This is a genomic window from Hahella sp. CCB-MM4 (assembly GCF_002260525.1).
Classification (GTDB): Bacteria; Pseudomonadota; Gammaproteobacteria; order Pseudomonadales; family Oleiphilaceae; genus Hahella.
Window position 1 is genome coordinate 104,757 of the sequence record NZ_MRYI01000015.1, and the last position, 17,648, is coordinate 122,404.

Consider the following 17,648-nt stretch of genomic DNA (forward strand, 5'->3'; position numbering starts at 1 on the left):
ACCACAACTCTCAAAACCTAACCAGTTACACGTTTATCCAACACGTCATCAATCAAGCCATACGCTTTTGCCGCGTTGGCGTCCATGAAGTTATCTCGATCAGTGTCTTTACCAATTTTTTCAATGGTTTGACCTGTATGATTCGCCAGAATCGTGTTCAGGCGCTCACGCAAGGTCAAAATTTCTTTGGCATGGATTTCGATATCAGAAGCCTGGCCCTGTAATCCACCAAGCAGCGGCTGGTGAATCATGACCCGGGAATGAGGCAGACAATAACGTTTGTTTGCTGCTCCACCGGCCAACAACAAAGCCCCCATACTTGCGGCCTGACCGATACACATAGTAGAAACGTCCGGCTTAATAAACTGCATGGTGTCATATATTGACAATCCAGCCGTCACAGAACCACCGGGCGAGTTGATATACAGATGAATATCCTTGTCCGGGTTCTCAGACTCAAGGAACAATAACTGCGCAACCACGAGGTTAGCCATATGGTCTTCCACAGGACCCACCAGAAAAATGATCCGTTCCTTTAACAAACGAGAGTAAATATCGTAAGAACGCTCACCTCGGGCAGTTTGCTCAACAACCATTGGAACTAGAGCATTTGCCACTTCCAAATTCTTTTTCATTTCAGTACTGGCATCACGGACCATAGTCTCAAACATTCTCCATCAACGGTATAAAAAGAAACAGCCGGTAATACCGGCTGTCTATCAGTCTAGCTTAGTTTTAAGCCCTTCTCAGCTTAAACCTGCGATTATTTATTCGCTATCTGACTCGTTTTCTTCAGCCGTTGAAGCTGCAGCCGGTTTTACCGCATCATCGTAAGATACGTTTTTGGCATCCACTTTGGCTTTGCCCAGAACATAGTCAACTACGACATCTTCCAGCACAACAGACTCAATCTGAGCTTTCTGTTCTGCATTATTCATATACCAGTTAACAACCTGCTCAGGCTCCTGGTAGCTGGCCGCCATTTCGCGAATCTTCTCTTCGATCTGCTCATCAGAGGCTTTCAGCTCCTGATCCTTCACGATTTGCGCAAAGATAAGACCTGTTTTTACACGCTTCTCAGCCTGATCTTTGAACAGCTCATCAGGCAGCTGGGATGGGTCCATCTGACCACCGCCAAAACGCTGAACTGCGTCCTGCTTCATTTTCTGCACTTCTGACTGAATCAAGGCAGAAGGCACACCCACTTCCTGCAGGCCGATCAACTGATCTACGATCTGCTGCTTAACCTTGTTGGCAACTGCGAATTTGGCCTCACGCTCCATGTTCTTCTTCAGCTCTGCACGGAAAGCATCCATTCCGCCTTCCTGCACGCCATATTGCGCGAAGAACTCTTCGTTAACTTCGGGAAGCTTTGGTGATTCCACTTTCTTCACGGTTACCGCAAATTCAGTAGCCTTTCCTTTCAGGTTTTCGGCATGGTAGTCCTCAGGGAAGGTCAATTGAAGAGTCTTCTCTTCACCAGCCTTAACTCCAGCCAGACCTTCTTCAAACCCAGGAATCATTCGTCCTGCGCCGATCTGAATGGAAGCGTCTTCAGCGCTACCACCTTCGAACGCTTCGCCGTCCAACATCCCTTTGTAGTCCACAGTCAGACGATCGCCTTCTTCAGCAGCACCGTCTTTTTCTTCCCAGGACTGGGACTGCTTGCGCAGCATTTCAATCATGTTGTCGATATCAGCATCAACAACTTCGGTTTCTTCCTTAGTCAGGGACAATGACCCCAGGTCACCTACACTGATTTCGGGATAAACCTCAAATACAGCAGTAAATTCAAGATCCTTACCGGATTCCAATTGCTGAGGCTCAAATTTCGGATAGCCCGCAGGGTTCAGTTTTTCCTGCTGCAGCGCATCAATATATGCGTCTCGCATGACTTCACCGATAACTTCCTGACGCACCCCTTCGCCATAGCGACGACGAACAACACTCAAAGGAACCTTACCTGGGCGGAATCCGTTCATACGCACAGTCTGAGCGGTTTTCTGCAAACGCTTTTCAACTTCAGAATCAACTTTTGAAGCTGGGACGCCGATAGTCATTCGACGTTCAATTGGGGAAGTGGTTTCAACAGAAACTTGCATGAATAATCCTCGGTTCTGACACGCAACTTAAAAAAAGAGGACGCAAATATTACGTAGCGTTGGCCTCGTGCGCAAGAGATGGGAACAAAAAAGGAAATTGAATCGATGAAAAGATGGTGCGAAAGGAGAGACTCGAACTCTCACACCTTTCGGTACTGGAACCTAAATCCAGCGCGTCTACCAGTTCCGCCACTTTCGCACTTTATTAAGACCTTAATATCCTCTTTAAGATATTTGTCTTATTTTTCAACTTACTAGACCAGCAAGTTGAAAATGGGGTGGACGAAGGGGATCGAACCCTCGACCGCAGGAATCACAATCCTGAGCTCTACCAACTGAGCTACGCCCACCACAATATTTATGCGACGACAGCTGCATATTATAGCTATATACTCTTAGGTCTCCACCTTAGAAATCAGCATCACCTTACAGCAACACTCATACAGCTCTACAACTTATCAATCACACACTTTCACCAGAAGACCCAAAAGATCAAATGGCGCGCCCGGCAGGACTCGAACCTGCAACCCTCGGCTTAGAAGGCCGATGCTCTATCCGGTTGAGCTACGAGCGCTCTTCAGACTTCTGCGACATCGACCACCACTTCTCCATCTTCTCATAACTCAAAAAGACAACAAAAGTGGTCGGGGTAGAGAGATTCGAACTCCCGACATCCTGCTCCCAAAGCAGGCGCGCTACCAGACTGCGCTATACCCCGCCTTATCGAAACCAGGAGTCTCTAGCGAAAGCTGGCGCGAATAATACCCGCGGTTTTTGGAGGCGTCAACCACATTTCTGGAAATTGTTTAGTTAACCGTTCCACACCGTTTATCAGCTATAGATTGAGACTTACTTCAATTTAAGTAAAATATGCGCCCTCGTTTTCAATTGTTATTAACGGGACAGGTTTCAGCCTGATATCAGCGACCACATTTTTATCTGGAGATGCCGGTCAACGCATAACAGGCACCAACGGGAACAACACCAAACTGTTCCCGACAAAAGGGACTTAAGGCCTTCCCCCTTCCACATACAGGCTTCTACTATTATGACGACCGCAAAGATCATTGACGGCAAACAAGTCGCAGCAGATGTCCGCAAACATGTCTCCCTGGGCGTACAAAAACGAATTCAGCAAGGACTCAGACCTCCCGGACTGGCAGTGATTCTGGTTGGCAACGATCCCGCATCAGAGGTTTATGTAAAGAACAAAACCAAGGCCTGTGAAGAAGTAGGCTTTCATTCGGTTAAACACAATCTCAGCAGCAGCACATCCCAGGACGAACTACTGGCACTCATAGAGGAACTCAACCAAGACGACAGTGTTGATGGCATCCTGGTACAGCTCCCCTTACCCTCCCATATAGATGCAGAGTCAATTCTGGAGGAAATTCGTCCGGATAAGGATGTTGATGGCTTTCACCCATACAACATTGGACGCTTGGTTCAGAGAATGCCTCTTCTTAGGCCATGCACTCCCAAAGGCATCATGACCCTTTTGAACACAACAGGCATTGAGCTTCGCGGAAAAGAGGCGGTCGTTGTAGGCGCTTCCAATATCGTGGGCAGGCCCATGGCCATGGAGCTACTACTGGCCGGATGCACTGTCACCATCACCCATCGCTTCACTCTTAACCTGCCTGAAAAAGTCAAAAATGCAGATATAGTCGTCGTAGCTGCCGGCAAGCCGGCCCTGGTTAAGGGCGAGTGGATAAAGTCCGGCGCTGTAGTCATTGATGTCGGCATCAACCGCCTTCAGAGCGGTAACCTGGTGGGAGATGTGGAATTTGAAGAGGCGGCAAAAAGAGCCGGCTGGATAACTCCCGTACCAGGAGGAGTTGGCCCAATGACTGTTGCCACCTTAATGGAAAATACGCTTTACGCAGCTAATCACTTACACAAGAGCTAATATCAGGCTTCCATGCCAACTATCCCTGGCAGAGGATTAGCCTCTCTGCCAGGTCGTCCCTTCTCTGGAGTCATTTAAAACCACGCCTTTGGACTTGAGCTCATCCCTGATACGATCTGATTCTGCCCAATCCTTATCCTGCCGCGCCTGATTTCTGAGAGCGATCATTGCCTCAATGTCGGCAACAGATAACTCACCTTCAACCTCGCCCTGCAGAAAAGCATCCGGGTTTTCCTGCAATATTCCCAGAACACTGCCCAGCTCGACTAGAGCACTCGCCAAGACCGTTTCTTTTTTCCCAGAAGCTTCGGACCCGCTGCGCTTAGCCAGATTAATTTCCCTGGCCAGCTCGAACAATACGGCAACAGCGCCCGCTGTATTGAAGTCATCATCCATCGCCTCATTGAAGCGTGCAAAATATTCCTGCACATCAGGCAACTCAGCCACAGACCCACCCGACAACTCCACACCTCTCAGCGAGGTATAAAGCCTTTCGAGCGCTTTTTCAGCTTCAGCCAATGCATCAGTAGAGTAATCGATAGCACTGCGATAGTGACTGGAAACGATAAAATAACGCACCACCTCGGCCGGATACTTTTCGAGTATTTCCCGAATGGTGAAAAAATTACCCAAAGACTTGGACATCTTTTCCTTATTTACCCTTACAGCCCCAGCGTGCATCCAGTAATTCACATACTGGCATCCGGTTGCAGCCTCAGACTGGGCAATCTCGTTCTCGTGATGGGGGAACTTGAGATCCGGCCCCCCACCATGAATATCAAATGAATCCCCAAGGCAGTTGGTAGACATAGCCGAACATTCTATATGCCAACCCGGACGTCCAGCCCCCCATGGAGAGTCCCAGCTCAATTCCCCTGGTTTGGCAGATTTCCACAACACAAAGTCGAAGGGGTTACGCTTATTTTCGTCAACCTCGACCCGAGCCCCCTCCTGCTGCTCATCGAGCTTTCTTTTGCTCAACTTGCCGTAGTCCGCAAACTTGTCCACCGCATAGTAAACATCACCATTCGGCGCATGATAGGCATAACCCTTGTCACACAGAGTCGCCGTCATATCAATAATTTCTTTGATATGCCCCGTAGCTCTCGGCTCAATATCAGGGCGCAGAACCGAAAGTGCAGCCTCATCTTCATGCATTGCCTTGATGAAACGCTCGGTCAGCTCTTCAACCGGCTCGCCATTTTCAGCAGCCCTGGCAATGATCTTGTCATCCACATCAGTAATGTTGCGCACATAGGTCACTTCATACCCCTGTGCACGCAAATAGCGGGTAATAACATCGAAGGCCACCAATACTCTGGCATGCCCGAGATGACAGTAATCATATACAGTCATACCACAGACATACATTTTCACCTTCTTTTCCTCTTTGGGGACAAACGTCTCTTTCTGCCCACTCAAAGAGTTAAACACTTTCAAAGCCATATTATTGCCCTTTTCCGGCAGCCTTTATCCAAGACTATCAAAGACTGCCCTTAACTTAGTTCTTACTCGCCCAGGTTTCTTTCAAACCAATGGTCATATTAAACACCGGTGATTCCGGCGAATGATCATGACGATCAGTCACAAAATAACCTTCACGCTCAAACTGAAAATGAGTCTCCGGATCAGCCTGAGCAGCCCCCGGCTCCAGATACCCCTTAACAACCTTCAGACTTTCAGGATTGATTTGATCGCTGAACTCACCTTCCACTCGATCCGGCGCTTCATTCACAAACAAGCGATCATACAGTCTGACTTGCGCTTCAACACATTGACTGGCGGATACCCAGTGGATAACCCCGCGAGGACGAACACCCTCCGGCGCATCTTCCCCCACCGTCCCAGGCACCAGAGAGGCAATGATTTCGACAATCTCACCCTGATCATCTTTCACCACATCATTCGCCTGAATGATGTAGGCACTGCGCAGTCTTACCCACTCTCCCAGCACGAGCCGCTTGAATTTCTTACGAGACAATGAGCTATCCTCATTAAAATCATCCCGCTCAATGTATAGCTCTCTGGTAAATGGTAACTCCCGCTCCCCCATCTCCGGCTTATTCGGGTGACAGGCAGCTTTCATCACCTCAGTTTCCCCTTCCGGGAAATTAGTGATAGTCACTTTGAGAGGATTCATGACACACATCGCCCGCGCAGCATTCTCATTAAGATCATCCCGGACCGCACGCTCCAGAATAGCCAAGTCAACATCACTGTTGTTCTTGTCACTAACCGGCACCATTTCACAGAACTTACGCAATGACGAAGGTGTATAGCCGCGACGACGCATCCCGGATATCGTCGGCATACGTGGATCATCCCAACCGTCGACAATCTTCTCATCCACCAATAACTTTAACTTACGCTTACTAGTCACTGTATAGCTGAGATTCAAACGCCCCATTTCATATTGGCGCGGACGACTGGGCACCGGCAGGTTCTCAATAAACCAGTCATATAAAGGCCGGTGATCGCGAAACTCCAAGGTACAGATAGAATGCGTTACGCTCTCAATAGCATCTTCCTGTCCATGGGCAAAATCATAGCTGGGATAGATACACCATTTATCACCAGTCTGATGGTGTGACGCCTTGCGAATCCGATAAAGAATAGGGTCCCGCAGATTCATATTGGGAGAAGCCATATCGATCTTGACCCGCAAGACGCACTCCCCTTCTGCGAAAGCGCCTACGCGCATTTTCTCGAATAATTCCAGATTTTCTTCAACCGTGCGCTGTCTGTATGGACTTTCTTTGCCCGGCTTGGTCGCCCAACCTCTGTATTCACTAGCCTGCTCTGCACTGAGGTGACAGACGTAGGCCTTACCGGCCTTGATCAGATGAAGCGCCCACTCGTAAAACTTATCGAAGTAGTCGGACGCATAACGAACCTCCCCGGCCCATTTGTACCCCAGCCAGAGGACATCTGCTTTGATTGCATCAACATATTCCTGCTCCTCCTTTTCCGGATTGGTATCGTCAAAGCGGAGATTACATTCGCCACCGAACATTTCAGCAATGCCGAAATTCAGCCAGATCGATCTGGCATGCCCGATATGCAGATATCCGTTAGGCTCTGGAGGAAAACGGGTAATCACTTTTCCACCATGAACGTTGCCGGCGATATCGTCCTGAACTATTTGCGTAATAAAGCTTGAAGGCAGTTTTGTGTCTGACACAGTCATATAAGCCCTTAGGGAATAAGCGGTAAAGATCCAAAAACCCGCTATTATAGGCATTGCCTTTTTCTTTAGCCAACCTCAGAACAGATCAATTCCCGCTTTCGGCAAACACCGGTATTGCATTAAAATCCAGGTTTATCACAAAGAATAAGACAGCTTATTCACAGGCGCCCTCCAATAATCGACACAGGAAACCCGATGATTCTTCTTAAAACCAATTTCGGCGACATCAAGATCGAACTGGATCACGACAACGCCCCGAACACCGCCCAGAACTTCGAACAGTATGTCAAAGATGGCTTCTATGACGGCACTATCTTCCACCGGGTCATCTCTAATTTCATGGTTCAGGGCGGCGGATTCGAGCCAGGACTGCTCCCCAAACAGACCAGGGATCCTATTAAAAATGAAGCGGACAACGGCCTGAGCAATATGACCGGCACAGTTGCCATGGCTCGCACCATGGACCCACATTCCGCCTCCGCTCAGTTCTTTATCAATGTGGCTGACAACGGCTTCCTTGACTACACAGCCAAAACCACCGAAGGCTGGGGCTACGCTGTTTTCGGTAAAGTTGTCGAAGGTATGGACGTTGTTAACAAGATCAAGCAAGTACGCACGACCTTCAAGGGCATGCACCAGGATGTTCCTGAAGATGACGTCATCATTGAATCCGCCACACTGATTGAAGAGTAGCGGCTAAAGCCAGCCAACTGGCGGCAAATTTGCGGGAAGCATCGCACCTCAATGTACGGCGCTTTCCCGCACGCCCCAATAGACTTATCCTTTATTCATGAAACAATTATTCATATCCGACCTCCACCTGGACGAAAGCGCTCCGGCAATCACCGAGTTTTTCTTCCTGTTTTTGAAACACATTGCGCCTGAAGCGGATCGCCTGTTTGTTCTTGGAGACTTCTTCGAAGCCTGGATTGGCGATGACGAACAGACCCCCCTGCAGATAGAAGTGGCAAATAGACTGGCTGCTCTGGCAAATCAGGGCACTGAGATTTTTCTAATGCACGGCAACAGGGATTTCCTGATAGGCCATCAGTTCGCCGAACAATGCGGCGCGAAGTTGCTGGATGACCCGATAGTCATTGATATCAATGGCCGAAAAGCACTGATCTCTCACGGCGACTATTTGTGTATAGACGACAAGGAGTACATGAAATTCCGAGGCTTTGCCCGCAGCTCTGCGTGGCAAGAGCAAGTACTCAGCCGCCCACTGGCAGACCGAAAGAAAATGGCCGAGCAGATGCGACAATTGAGCATGGCCAAAAACCAGCAGAAGGCTGCCGAGATCATGGATGTCAATCAGGAAGAAGTGAAGAAGGCTTTATGCGAGCACGGAGTGGACTTGATGATTCATGGCCACACTCACCGTCCGATGGTACATACAGTTGAATTGGATGATAAAAGCGCTCAGCGAATAGTGCTAGGTGACTGGCATGATTCCACCAATTACATTCTGGCTGAAGACTCCTCAATCGACTTGATCCATCTGAACAAGTCAGATTTGAATTAAGCAGCGCCTGCAAAAAATTTGCATGGCGGCCATTCCGCCCGGTTATACCGGGCAGCCACTGTGAAAGCGGAACTCTTCATCCGGCGATGCGATTAGCTCTGCTTCCACCTGCCGAAAGAACTCAATCCTTTCAGAAAACACTTGTTCACGGCCGGATTGTGCACTCCCTCCACCGACACGCTGCTCAGCCAGCTTAAGATAGTTCTGGTAATGCCGCCCCTCGGATTCAAGCAGACCACGATAAAACTGGGCCAATTCCGTATCCAGTTCATGCAAATAAGGTATCAGAGCCGCAAAGCGTTCACAGGATCTGGCTTCAATAAAGGCACCGATAATCAGCATATCCACTAATCGGTCCGGCTCACCTTTCCTGACATGCTCGCGCAACCCTGCGGCATAGCGGGCGGCGGTCTGCTTGCGATCCGCGACACCCCGAGCCTGCATCAATTTCAGCACCTGCTCAAAATGACGCAACTCTTCCCTGGCGAGCTTGGACATCCGCTTGGCCATCTCTTCATCATCCGGATAACGAAACATCAACTGTAACGCAGACGATGCGGCCTTTTTCTCGCACTGGGCATGATCCACCAACAGTTCAGGCACACGGGATGCAGCCAACTGCAACCACGCCTCCGGCGTTTTACAACCAAGAAATTGTTCAATATCCAAGGGAATATCTACCGTCATTCCAGCTCCGGCCATTAGTGCTCGCTAGTTTCAAGGGGCGCGGAGTATAGCAAACTTTTACTCAGCACATATCCGCAATCGTACGAAAAACACCCTTTATAGATCCTGCTTATTCCACCCATTTATGTCATTTATTTGCTTTATATACCCGCCTGCGGCTAAATTCCCACCATCCGGTTATCATCGGCCGTAGTTCGACGTTAGTGTAAATACTTATCGCAGTTCTCAACTTAACTTTAACTGCCTGATGCCGTAGAATACGGTTCCCGATTTCTGGTGTGCATGTAGGGGTTACTGCAAAGCCTATGTCACTGAAATTCAGAGAAAAACTAGAATTTACAACAAGATCAGCTCGCCAAAAGCGCTCATGTGCTGTGCAGTGACTCCTTAGTGGTCATCCTTCTTACAACATCGTCCCAAAAGGACGGCTATAGTAACTGATGAGGGTTTAATTGTGCTTGAAGCATATCGTAAACATGTAGAAGAACGCGCCGCAGAAGGCGTACCTCCCAAACCCCTAAACGCAGAACAGGCCGCCGGTCTCGTTGAACTGCTGAAAAATCCTCCTGCCGGTGAAGAGCAGACTCTTCTGGATCTCTTGGAAAACCGTGTTCCACCGGGTGTTGATGAAGCCGCTTACGTTAAGGCAGGCTTTCTGTCAGCAATCGTTAAAGACGAAGCCTCATCTCCGTTAATCTCCAAAGAAAAAGCCGTTCAATTGCTGGGCATGATGCAGGGTGGGTACAACATCGCCACTTTGGTTGAGCTTCTGGACAACAGCGAACTATCTTCACTGGCGGCAGAAGAACTTAAACACACCCTGCTGGTGTTTGACGCTTTTCATGACATTAAAGAAAAAGCGGACGCCGGTAACGCCAATGCCAAAGCTGTTCTGGACTCCTGGGCAAATGCCGAATGGTTCACCAAACGCAAGACCGTTCAGGAAAGCATTAAGGTAGCCGTATTCAAAGTATCCGGTGAAACCAACACGGACGATCTGTCGCCAGCTCCAGATGCCTGGTCCCGCCCGGATATTCCGCTACATGCACGCGCAGCCTACAAAATGGCTCGTGAAGGTCTAACCCCGGACGAACCCGGTACCGTCGGACCAATGAAACAAATTGAAGAGCTGAAAGCCAAAGGCCTTCCAGTGGCCTTTGTCGGTGATGTGGTAGGTACCGGCTCTTCACGTAAGTCCGCAACCAACTCTGTACTTTGGTTCTTCGGCGACGATATCCCCGGCGTTCCAAACAAGCGTTCTGGCGGCATCTGTATCGGCAGCAAAGTTGCCCCGATTTTCTTCAACACGATGGAAGACGCCGGCGCCCTCGTTTTCGAAGCACCGGTCGACAAACTGAACATGGGCGACGTCATCGAGATTCGTCCATACGACGGCAAAATTCTGTCTGAATCCGGTGAAGTATTATCCGAATTCAAATTCAAGTCAGAGGTTATTCTTGACGAGGTTCAGGCCGGCGGCCGTATCCCTCTGATCATTGGTCGTGGTCTGACTGATAAAGCCCGTGAATCATTGAGCCTGCCTGCTTCAGACGCCTTCCGTCGTCCAGTGGATCCTGCCGGTTCCACCAAAGGCTACACACTGGCTCAGAAAATGGTCGGTAAAGCATGCGGTGTTGATGGCGTTCGCCCAGGACAATACTGCGAACCGAAAATGACGACTGTCGGCTCACAGGACACTACCGGTCCAATGACTCGTGACGAGCTGAAAGACCTTGCCTGTCTCGGATTCTCTGCTGACCTGGTTATGCAGTCGTTCTGTCACACTGCTGCCTACCCCAAACCCGTTGACGTGGAAATGCAGCATAGCCTTCCGGATTTCATCCGTACTCGCGGCGGCGTCGCATTGCGCCCCGGCGACGGCATTATCCACTCCTGGCTGAACCGCATGCTGCTACCGGATACTGTTGGTACCGGCGGTGATTCTCACACCCGTTTCCCAATGGGCATTTCTTTCCCAGCCGGCTCCGGTCTTGTGGCATTCGCCGCTGCAACAGGCGTTATGCCTCTGGATATGCCAGAGTCTATCCTGGTGCGCTTCAAGGGTGAAAGACAGCCTGGCATCACATTGCGTGACCTGGTTCATGCCATTCCATTCTACGGCATCAAGCAAGGCATTCTGACCGTTGAGAAGAAAGGCAAGATCAATGAATTCTCTGGCCGCATCCTGGAAATTGAAGGTCTTGAAGATCTGACTGTAGAACAGGCTTTCGAACTGTCAGACGCCTCAGCTGAGCGCTCCGCTGCCGGTTGCACCATCACCCTGAGCGAAGACTCAGTTGCAGAGTACCTGAAGTCCAACATCGTGATGCTACGCTGGATGATCAGCGAAGGTTACGGCGATCCACGCACCATGGAGCGTCGCGCCAAAGCGATGGAAGAATGGCTGGCCAACCCAGAGCTGATGCGCGCAGATAGTGACGCAGAGTACGCTCACGTGGTTGAGATCGACATGTCTGAAATCAAAGAACCCATCGTCTGCTGCCCGAACGATCCTGACGACGCAAAATTGCTGTCTGACGTTGCCGGCGATAAAGTTGACGAAGTGTTTATCGGCTCATGTATGACCAACATCGGTCACTTCCGTGCCGCCGGCAAACTCCTTGAACAAAACAAGGAGCCGCTGAAGACCCGTCTATGGATGTCTCCCCCGACCAAGATGGACCAGGCTCAGTTGATGGAAGAAGGTTACTACAACGTCTACGGCAAATCTGGTGTACGCACCGAAATGCCGGGCTGCTCACTCTGCATGGGTAACCAGGCTCGTGTAGCACCGGGCACAACCGTTCTGTCCACCTCTACCCGGAACTTCCCTAACCGTCTGGGCGATGGAGCAAACGTCTACCTGACATCGGCTGAACTGGCCTCTGTTGGCGCTGTATTAGGAAAACTGCCTTCCGTTGGTGAGTACATGGAGTATGCGAAGAACATCAACAGCATGTCTGCTGATATTTACCGCTACCTGAACTTCGATAAAATGGAAGACTACACGAACAAAGCAGCACAAGCTGCTGTTGACGCGTAACTAGTCAGCACATCCTGCCAAAAGCCCCGAAAATTCGGGGCTTTTTTATGCTTACCTCCCCCACATCAGCAATATCCACTCCCGTATAAATTGGCGAGGTCAGGCTTATTTATCTACATTGAAGATAATAAGGATCACTGCTCTCACTCTAGCGGACCGCCAATCTCTATGATCAAGAGAATCCCAATCGATGATTTAAAGGTCGGCATGTACATCTCAGACCTCAATGCCGACTGGATTCCCCACTCCAACTTTCGCAAAAAGGGACGCATTAAAAGCGACGAGGTTATCGAAAAGATTAAAAGTCTGGGCGTAAAGGATGTCTACATCGACACACTTTTAGGCCTGGATGCCAAACACGCCCCCACCTACCAGGATATTGATTCAGCCAACCAGGCAAAGCTTGAGAAAGCATCATCCCTATCTCCAGCCGGAAAACCCCGCTTCAGCATGGTAGACGAAATGGTTTCGGCCAAGAAACTGCACGACCAGGCAATCGGTCTTGTGAATACGGTTATGGAGGATGTAAAACTTGGCCGCGCTATTGAAGTCAAAAAGTTCGAAGATGTTGCGGACGGAATGATTGATTCAATCTTCAGAAACCAGAACGCCCTATCCTGCCTTGGCATCATCCGGGACAAAGACAGCTATCTGATGGAACACTCCGTCAATCTTGGCGTATTGATGTCTGTGTTTGGAAAATCAATGGAGCTGGACCGGAATATCATGACCCAGGCAGCAGTAGGCGCTCTACTTCATGATATTGGAAAAATCCTAATTCCCGATGAGATTCTTCACAAACCAAGTCGGCTGAACCCGGACGAATTTGAAATCATGAAGAGCCATGTCACCCAAGGCCGGGACATCCTTTCGGGAATAGATGGCTTTCCGCAATTATCCATCATGGTCGTTGCCCAACACCACGAAAGGCTTGATGGATCAGGCTACCCCAAGGGACTTAAAGGGGATGATATTTCGTTCTTTGGCCGTATGGCAGCCGTTGTCGATGTCTATGACGCCATCACTGCCGACCGCTGTTACCATCAGGGCATCACCCCCACAGCCGCAATCAAAAAACTCCTTGAATGGTCCGAACACCACCTGGATACCACTCTGGTCCATCATTTTATACGCTGCATAGGAATTTACCCCGTAGGATCACTCGTCCTTATGGAAAGCGGTAAATTGGGAGCGGTCATTGAAGCGAACGAATTTGATCAGCGACTACCATCAGTCCGCGTCATGTACCACACAAAATTCAGGACCTACATCAAGGTTGAAGTACTGGATCTGGCGAAACCTGGCGTTCAGGACCGCATTGTCAAAGCAGTGGATCCCAAGCAATACGGCATCAAAGTCGCTGATTTTATTTATTAGAAACCGACTTCATGTATTCAGGCCCGGCACAATTTATAGGGTTTGGCGAAATCAATTAAAGCCCGATCTAGTTAGATAGTTTGGTCAAGAGTGCCTGACGAATCTGGGGCTGAATCACTTCCAACGGCTCCTGCGCATTGATAACACAAAACCTCTCTGGAGACTCAGCCACACGCTTCATGTAGGCATCCTGGACCCGGATGTAAAATTCGAGCTTTTCCTGCTCAAATCTGTCCAGTGCCCCTCTTTTTCGGGCGCGAGCTATACCAACCTCAGGATTTACACACAGAAGAAGCGTCAAATCCGGCCGAAACTCTTCCTGCACGATATTTTCAAGGCGCTGAATCAAATCCCAGGAAAGACCTCTGCCGCCACCTTGATAAGCGTATGTCGCATCAGTGAAACGGTCCGACAAAACATGAACCCCGGACTTGATCAGCGGCATGACCTTTTGCTCCAGATGCTGAGCCCTGGCAGCGAACATCATCAACAGCTCAGCTTTGGCCGACACCTGCTCTTCCCGAGGTGCCAGAAGCATTTCACGAATTTCCTCAGCCAGAGGCGTACCACCAGGCTCCCGAGTGGTCACCACATTCATGCCCTGCTCCTGCAGAACTGAACGGACAAACTCAAGATTGGTGGTTTTCCCTGCACCCTCAATTCCTTCAACCGTAATAAACAAACCTCTATTCAAGGAATTCCCTCCACTAGGCTACTGACTAGATCGATAATCAGATCGCCGCTTTAACTGATAAGCTCGTACGGCATTTGTGTGCTCACGCAACGTTTTGGAAAAGGCATGCGTGCCATCGCCTTTCGCCACAAAATACAAGTCACCGGTAACATCCGGATTCAACGCCGCCTTTATACTGGCCTCACCCGGCATGGAAATAGGCGTTGGCGGCAACCCTTTGATGACGTAGGTATTGTAGGGTGTCGCCTGCTTCAGATGCTTGCGGGTAATATTCCCTTCATAGCTATCCCCCAACCCATAGATAACGGTCGGATCCGTCTGAAGACGCATATTGAGACGCAATCGCTCTGTAAACACACCGGCAATAACTTTTCTTTCAGAATCTACACTGGTTTCTCTCTCGACAATAGAGGCCAGAATCAATGCTTCGTAGGGACTCTTTACAATGGCATCAGGTGATTTCTGCTTCCATTCCCGGGACAACACTTCCATGGTTTTTCTGTAGGCCTGCTGAAGCACTTCCAGATCGGACATCCCCTTCCGATAAAAGTAGGTATCAGGGAAAATGAGCCCTTCTGCATGCGGATATTCCATTCCGAGCAACTTGGCAACCTCTGCAGGATCCGTTGTATGAACCAGGCGCTCAAGCTTTGGGTGATTATCCAGCTCATTTAATACCTCACGGATATTCCACCCCTCAATAAAGGTGATACTGTAGTTTACTGTTTTCCCTGAGGTTAACACGGGGAACAACCCCATCGCGGTATATTCAGGAGACAACCAGTACTCTCCTGCCTTCAGCAACCTCCCCTGCTCTTTGAATCTACCCACCCAGTAAAACCAGAACCCGGACTCAATTATCCCTTCATCCTCCAACCTCTGGGTAACACTCCTTAAGGTATCACCTCTCTCAACCTCAAAGGTCTTAGATTCAGAGATGCCTATGGGATTTTGCAACTCCTGCACGCCATGGTAAACAATACCCAAGGCAGCAAAAACTGCCAGCAGACAAATTGCCAGACTAATAGAAACTAGCTTCTTGATACTAAAAGAACGGGATTTCTTTGTGGACGCTGGCTTGGACTTCTTGGAGGACACTGTGTACGTCTAATTCAGTTTCGTTAAATCGATTGACAGGGATAATACCAAAAACACTGTTCATAATGGCCATCGCCTGCAAGTCAGCCAATTCTGCCTGACCTAGGCGAGTCTCTTCAACCGGCAATCCCCAATTAATAGAACGGGCCAGCAAATATTGCCTCAACACTCCTTTGACTCCCGCACCTGAAATTTCTGGCGTTACCCAACGATCATTAATTTTAGCCAGCACATTTGATTTTGTACCCTCAATCAAATCGCCGTTGGGCAAATGCATCATTCCCTCAAATTCATCCTCTCCCAATTCCATGGAAGCCATCACCTGATCCAGTCTGTTGAGATGCTTGAGACCGGCCAAGGTTGGATTTTGCGATACAGAGGCCTTTAAAGATCTAACAGCAATCCCACTCTGATAAATCTCCAGAGGAATCTCGGGCAACGGATGGATACTAATTATCTCTGAAGGATGGCTGTTTTGCGAAGGTCGATAACCTCTTCCCCCACCACCTCTCGTTATCATGATTTTTATCACGCAACGAGCTACAGAAGGAGCACCTACTCGATGGTAACGGTCGTACACCTCCTTTATTGATGCTGACAATCCAGCATCATTAACGGCATAGGGAATCCGTAAAGTACGACAGCCACGCTCAAGCCTTTCGAGATGCTCTCGCCATAATACAGGCTTGCCTTCATGCATCAGTACAGTTTCAAAGACACCGTCACCGTACTGCAAACCACGATCTGATACAGGAAATACATCGGTCAAAACGCCATTTACCATGTACATCCGTTTTAGCCCCTGCCTCAGATCCTGCACGCCGCACAAACAAAAAAGCCGCCTGCAATTACTTGCACACGGCTACTTTATGCTTGGCGTGAAAAGATTTCAGATTATTGATTAGCTACAATAAAGTCGATAGCGTCTTGTACTGTTGTAATCTTTTCGGCTTCCTCATCTGGAATCTCAGTTTCGAATTCCTCTTCCAGAGCCATTACCAGTTCAACGGTATCAAGCGAGTCGGCACCCAAGTCCTCAACGAACTTTGAGGTCAACTGGACTTCAGCTTCCTTAACGCCTAACTGTTCACAAACAATCTTCTTTACTCGCTCTTCGACAGTACTCATATTTTCCTCACTAACTCTAGTTTCAAACCAAGCACTTAGTTCGCGTGCTAGTCTAGTTTAACCCTATTTAATTAATCAAGCTAAAATAGGACTTTGCCTGCAAGTGATCGACAGTTCAATCACTTTGTCGACAAAAAGCCACAATCTCAGCACATATACATGCCGCCATTTACATTCACTGTTTCACCAGTGACATAAGAAGCAGCATCAGATACCAGAAAATCGACAACTCCGGCAATTTCCGCAGGATTTCCCAACCTTTGCAATGAAATTGCAGCAAGAAGCGCCTCTTTTTGAGCTTCAGGCAACTCATTGGTCATATCCGTTTCAATAAAACCCGGAGCAACCGCATTAACAGTAATATTGCGCGATCCAAGCTCTTTGGCCATCGAACGGGTCAACCCTTCGATCCCAGCCTTTGCTGCTGCATAGTTCACTTGCCCGGCATTCCCCATGGAGGCGACTACCGAACTAATATTGACGATACGACCCCAACGCGCCTTCATCATTCCTTTGATAACCGCTTTACTCATACGGAAAACCGAACTGAGATTGGTCTGAATCACTTGATCCCAATCCTCGTCCTTCATCCGCATCATCAAAGTATCCTTGGTAATGCCCGCATTATTTACCAGAATTGACGGGGCACCATACTGCTCTTCAATACTCTTCATGCAGGCTTGTATAGAATCTGTGGAAGCCACATCCAAAACCATACCGGCACCCTTGCCGATAGCAGCAAGGCGCTCAGTAATCGCAGCTGCGCCACCCTCAGATGTAGCGGTACCAATAGTGATATATCCCTGAGAGGCAAGCTTATCCGCTATGGCAGCGCCAATACCCCTGGACGCACCCGTAACCAGTGCCACTTTATCCATAGTCATTCCTCTATCCAGAT

The 17,648-nt window shown here is 49.1% G+C and carries 15 protein-coding genes and 4 tRNA genes; 5 read left to right on the top strand and 14 right to left on the bottom strand.

Translation table 11 applies throughout. The features are described 5' to 3' along the window. Window positions 1-17: 17 nt before the first annotated feature. The 6 genes from clpP to BTA51_RS21825 all read right to left on the bottom strand — a co-directional run bounded on the left by clpP (window position 18) and on the right by BTA51_RS21825 (window position 2,820). Window positions 18-659 (bottom strand): ATP-dependent Clp endopeptidase proteolytic subunit ClpP, encoded by a 642-nt coding sequence (clpP, locus tag BTA51_RS21800; protein WP_305794069.1) that lies wholly within the window; start codon window positions 657-659, stop codon window positions 18-20. Window positions 660-767: 108 nt separating this feature from the next. Continuing rightward, a complete protein-coding gene (gene tig, locus BTA51_RS21805; RefSeq protein WP_094711205.1) occupies window positions 768-2,102 on the bottom strand; it encodes a trigger factor in 1,335 nt (444 codons plus the stop codon). A 114-nt stretch (window positions 2,103-2,216) separates the two neighbouring features. Further along, window positions 2,217-2,301, bottom strand: a tRNA-Leu gene (locus tag BTA51_RS21810). A 75-nt stretch (window positions 2,302-2,376) separates the two neighbouring features. After that, window positions 2,377-2,452, bottom strand: a tRNA-His gene (locus tag BTA51_RS21815). Between the two features lie 147 nt (window positions 2,453-2,599). After that, window positions 2,600-2,676: transfer RNA gene (locus tag BTA51_RS21820), tRNA-Arg, on the bottom strand. Between the two features lie 67 nt (window positions 2,677-2,743). Beyond that, window positions 2,744-2,820: transfer RNA gene (locus tag BTA51_RS21825), tRNA-Pro, on the bottom strand. Between the two features lie 330 nt (window positions 2,821-3,150). On the opposite strand from BTA51_RS21825, the gene folD reads away from it, so the two are divergent. Next, window positions 3,151-4,011 carry a bifunctional methylenetetrahydrofolate dehydrogenase/methenyltetrahydrofolate cyclohydrolase FolD gene (folD, locus tag BTA51_RS21830; protein ID WP_094711207.1) on the top strand — a complete coding sequence of 287 codons (861 nt, stop codon included), beginning with the start codon at window positions 3,151-3,153 and terminating at the stop codon, window positions 4,009-4,011. Window positions 4,012-4,047: 36 nt separating this feature from the next. Here folD and cysS read toward each other — a convergent pair whose 3' ends face one another. Next, window positions 4,048-5,457 (bottom strand): cysteine--tRNA ligase, encoded by a 1,410-nt coding sequence (gene cysS / locus BTA51_RS21835; RefSeq protein ID WP_094711208.1) that lies wholly within the window; start codon window positions 5,455-5,457, stop codon window positions 4,048-4,050. Between the two features lie 55 nt (window positions 5,458-5,512). Then, on the bottom strand, window positions 5,513-7,198 hold the full coding sequence (locus tag BTA51_RS21840; RefSeq protein ID WP_210404891.1) for a glutamine--tRNA ligase/YqeY domain fusion protein: 1,686 nt from the start codon (window positions 7,196-7,198) through the stop codon (window positions 5,513-5,515). Window positions 7,199-7,393: 195 nt separating this feature from the next. Between BTA51_RS21840 and BTA51_RS21845 the strand changes: the two genes are divergently transcribed. Both BTA51_RS21845 and BTA51_RS21850 read left to right on the top strand, forming a co-directional pair. Next, window positions 7,394-7,891, top strand: coding sequence for a peptidylprolyl isomerase (locus BTA51_RS21845; protein ID WP_094711209.1), 498 nt, complete (start codon window positions 7,394-7,396; stop codon window positions 7,889-7,891). A 97-nt stretch (window positions 7,892-7,988) separates the two neighbouring features. Then, a complete protein-coding gene (locus tag BTA51_RS21850; RefSeq protein WP_094711210.1) occupies window positions 7,989-8,723 on the top strand; it encodes a UDP-2,3-diacylglucosamine diphosphatase in 735 nt (244 codons plus the stop codon). A 42-nt stretch (window positions 8,724-8,765) separates the two neighbouring features. On the opposite strand, the gene BTA51_RS21855 is transcribed toward BTA51_RS21850, so the two are convergent. Beyond that, on the bottom strand, window positions 8,766-9,410 hold the full coding sequence (locus tag BTA51_RS21855) for a tRNA-(ms[2]io[6]A)-hydroxylase (RefSeq protein WP_094711211.1): 645 nt from the start codon (window positions 9,408-9,410) through the stop codon (window positions 8,766-8,768). A 454-nt stretch (window positions 9,411-9,864) separates the two neighbouring features. Here BTA51_RS21855 and acnB point away from each other — a divergent pair, with 454 nt between their 5' ends. Together acnB and BTA51_RS21865 are read left to right on the top strand one after the other, a co-directional pair. After that, window positions 9,865-12,453 (top strand): bifunctional aconitate hydratase 2/2-methylisocitrate dehydratase, encoded by a 2,589-nt coding sequence (gene acnB / locus BTA51_RS21860; protein WP_094711212.1) that lies wholly within the window; start codon window positions 9,865-9,867, stop codon window positions 12,451-12,453. A gap of 168 nt (window positions 12,454-12,621) precedes the next feature. Then, window positions 12,622-13,830, top strand: coding sequence for an HD-GYP domain-containing protein (locus BTA51_RS21865; RefSeq protein WP_094711213.1), 1,209 nt, complete (start codon window positions 12,622-12,624; stop codon window positions 13,828-13,830). A gap of 67 nt (window positions 13,831-13,897) precedes the next feature. Here the strand turns inward: BTA51_RS21865 and tmk are convergent, their stop codons facing one another. The 5 genes from tmk to fabG form a co-directional block, all read right to left on the bottom strand. Next, complete coding sequence (gene tmk / locus BTA51_RS21870; RefSeq protein WP_094711214.1) at window positions 13,898-14,524, bottom strand: dTMP kinase; 627 nt, start codon at window positions 14,522-14,524, stop codon at window positions 13,898-13,900. A gap of 18 nt (window positions 14,525-14,542) precedes the next feature. Beyond that, window positions 14,543-15,622, bottom strand: a complete 1,080-nt coding sequence (gene mltG, locus BTA51_RS21875) for an endolytic transglycosylase MltG (RefSeq protein WP_256385749.1) — start codon at window positions 15,620-15,622, stop codon at window positions 14,543-14,545. Beyond that, entirely contained in the window at window positions 15,570-16,412 is an 843-nt protein-coding gene (gene pabC / locus BTA51_RS21880; protein WP_094711215.1) for an aminodeoxychorismate lyase, read from the bottom strand. Before pabC ends, mltG begins: the two co-directional genes overlap by 53 nt. A 104-nt stretch (window positions 16,413-16,516) precedes the next feature. Continuing rightward, window positions 16,517-16,750 carry an acyl carrier protein gene (acpP, locus tag BTA51_RS21885; RefSeq protein ID WP_020408412.1) on the bottom strand — a complete coding sequence of 78 codons (234 nt, stop codon included), beginning with the start codon at window positions 16,748-16,750 and terminating at the stop codon, window positions 16,517-16,519. Between the two features lie 146 nt (window positions 16,751-16,896). Continuing rightward, window positions 16,897-17,628: a 3-oxoacyl-ACP reductase FabG gene (gene fabG, locus BTA51_RS21890; protein WP_094711216.1), complete on the bottom strand. Its 732-nt coding sequence runs from the start codon at window positions 17,626-17,628 to the stop codon at window positions 16,897-16,899. Between the last annotated feature and the right edge of the window lie 20 nt (window positions 17,629-17,648).

Excerpts from the sequence above, each read along its gene's own strand:
- cysS (WP_094711208.1), bottom strand. The coding sequence starts at position 5,457 with ATGGCTTTGAAAGTGTTTAACTCTTTGAGTGGGCAGAAAGAGACGTTT.
- folD (WP_094711207.1), top strand. The coding sequence starts at position 3,151 with ATGACGACCGCAAAGATCATTGACGGCAAACAAGTCGCAGCAGATGTC.
- BTA51_RS21840 (WP_210404891.1), bottom strand. The coding sequence starts at position 7,198 with ATGACTGTGTCAGACACAAAACTGCCTTCAAGCTTTATTACGCAAATA.
- tig (WP_094711205.1), bottom strand. The coding sequence starts at position 2,102 with ATGCAAGTTTCTGTTGAAACCACTTCCCCAATTGAACGTCGAATGACT.
- BTA51_RS21845 (WP_094711209.1), top strand. The coding sequence starts at position 7,394 with ATGATTCTTCTTAAAACCAATTTCGGCGACATCAAGATCGAACTGGAT.
- acpP (WP_020408412.1), bottom strand. The coding sequence starts at position 16,750 with ATGAGTACTGTCGAAGAGCGAGTAAAGAAGATTGTTTGTGAACAGTTA.
- clpP (WP_305794069.1), bottom strand. The coding sequence starts at position 659 with ATGGTCCGTGATGCCAGTACTGAAATGAAAAAGAATTTGGAAGTGGCA.
- BTA51_RS21865 (WP_094711213.1), top strand. The coding sequence starts at position 12,622 with ATGATCAAGAGAATCCCAATCGATGATTTAAAGGTCGGCATGTACATC.
- BTA51_RS21850 (WP_094711210.1), top strand. The coding sequence starts at position 7,989 with ATGAAACAATTATTCATATCCGACCTCCACCTGGACGAAAGCGCTCCG.
- BTA51_RS21855 (WP_094711211.1), bottom strand. The coding sequence starts at position 9,410 with ATGACGGTAGATATTCCCTTGGATATTGAACAATTTCTTGGTTGTAAA.
- fabG (WP_094711216.1), bottom strand. The coding sequence starts at position 17,628 with ATGGATAAAGTGGCACTGGTTACGGGTGCGTCCAGGGGTATTGGCGCT.
- pabC (WP_094711215.1), bottom strand. The coding sequence starts at position 16,412 with ATGTACATGGTAAATGGCGTTTTGACCGATGTATTTCCTGTATCAGAT.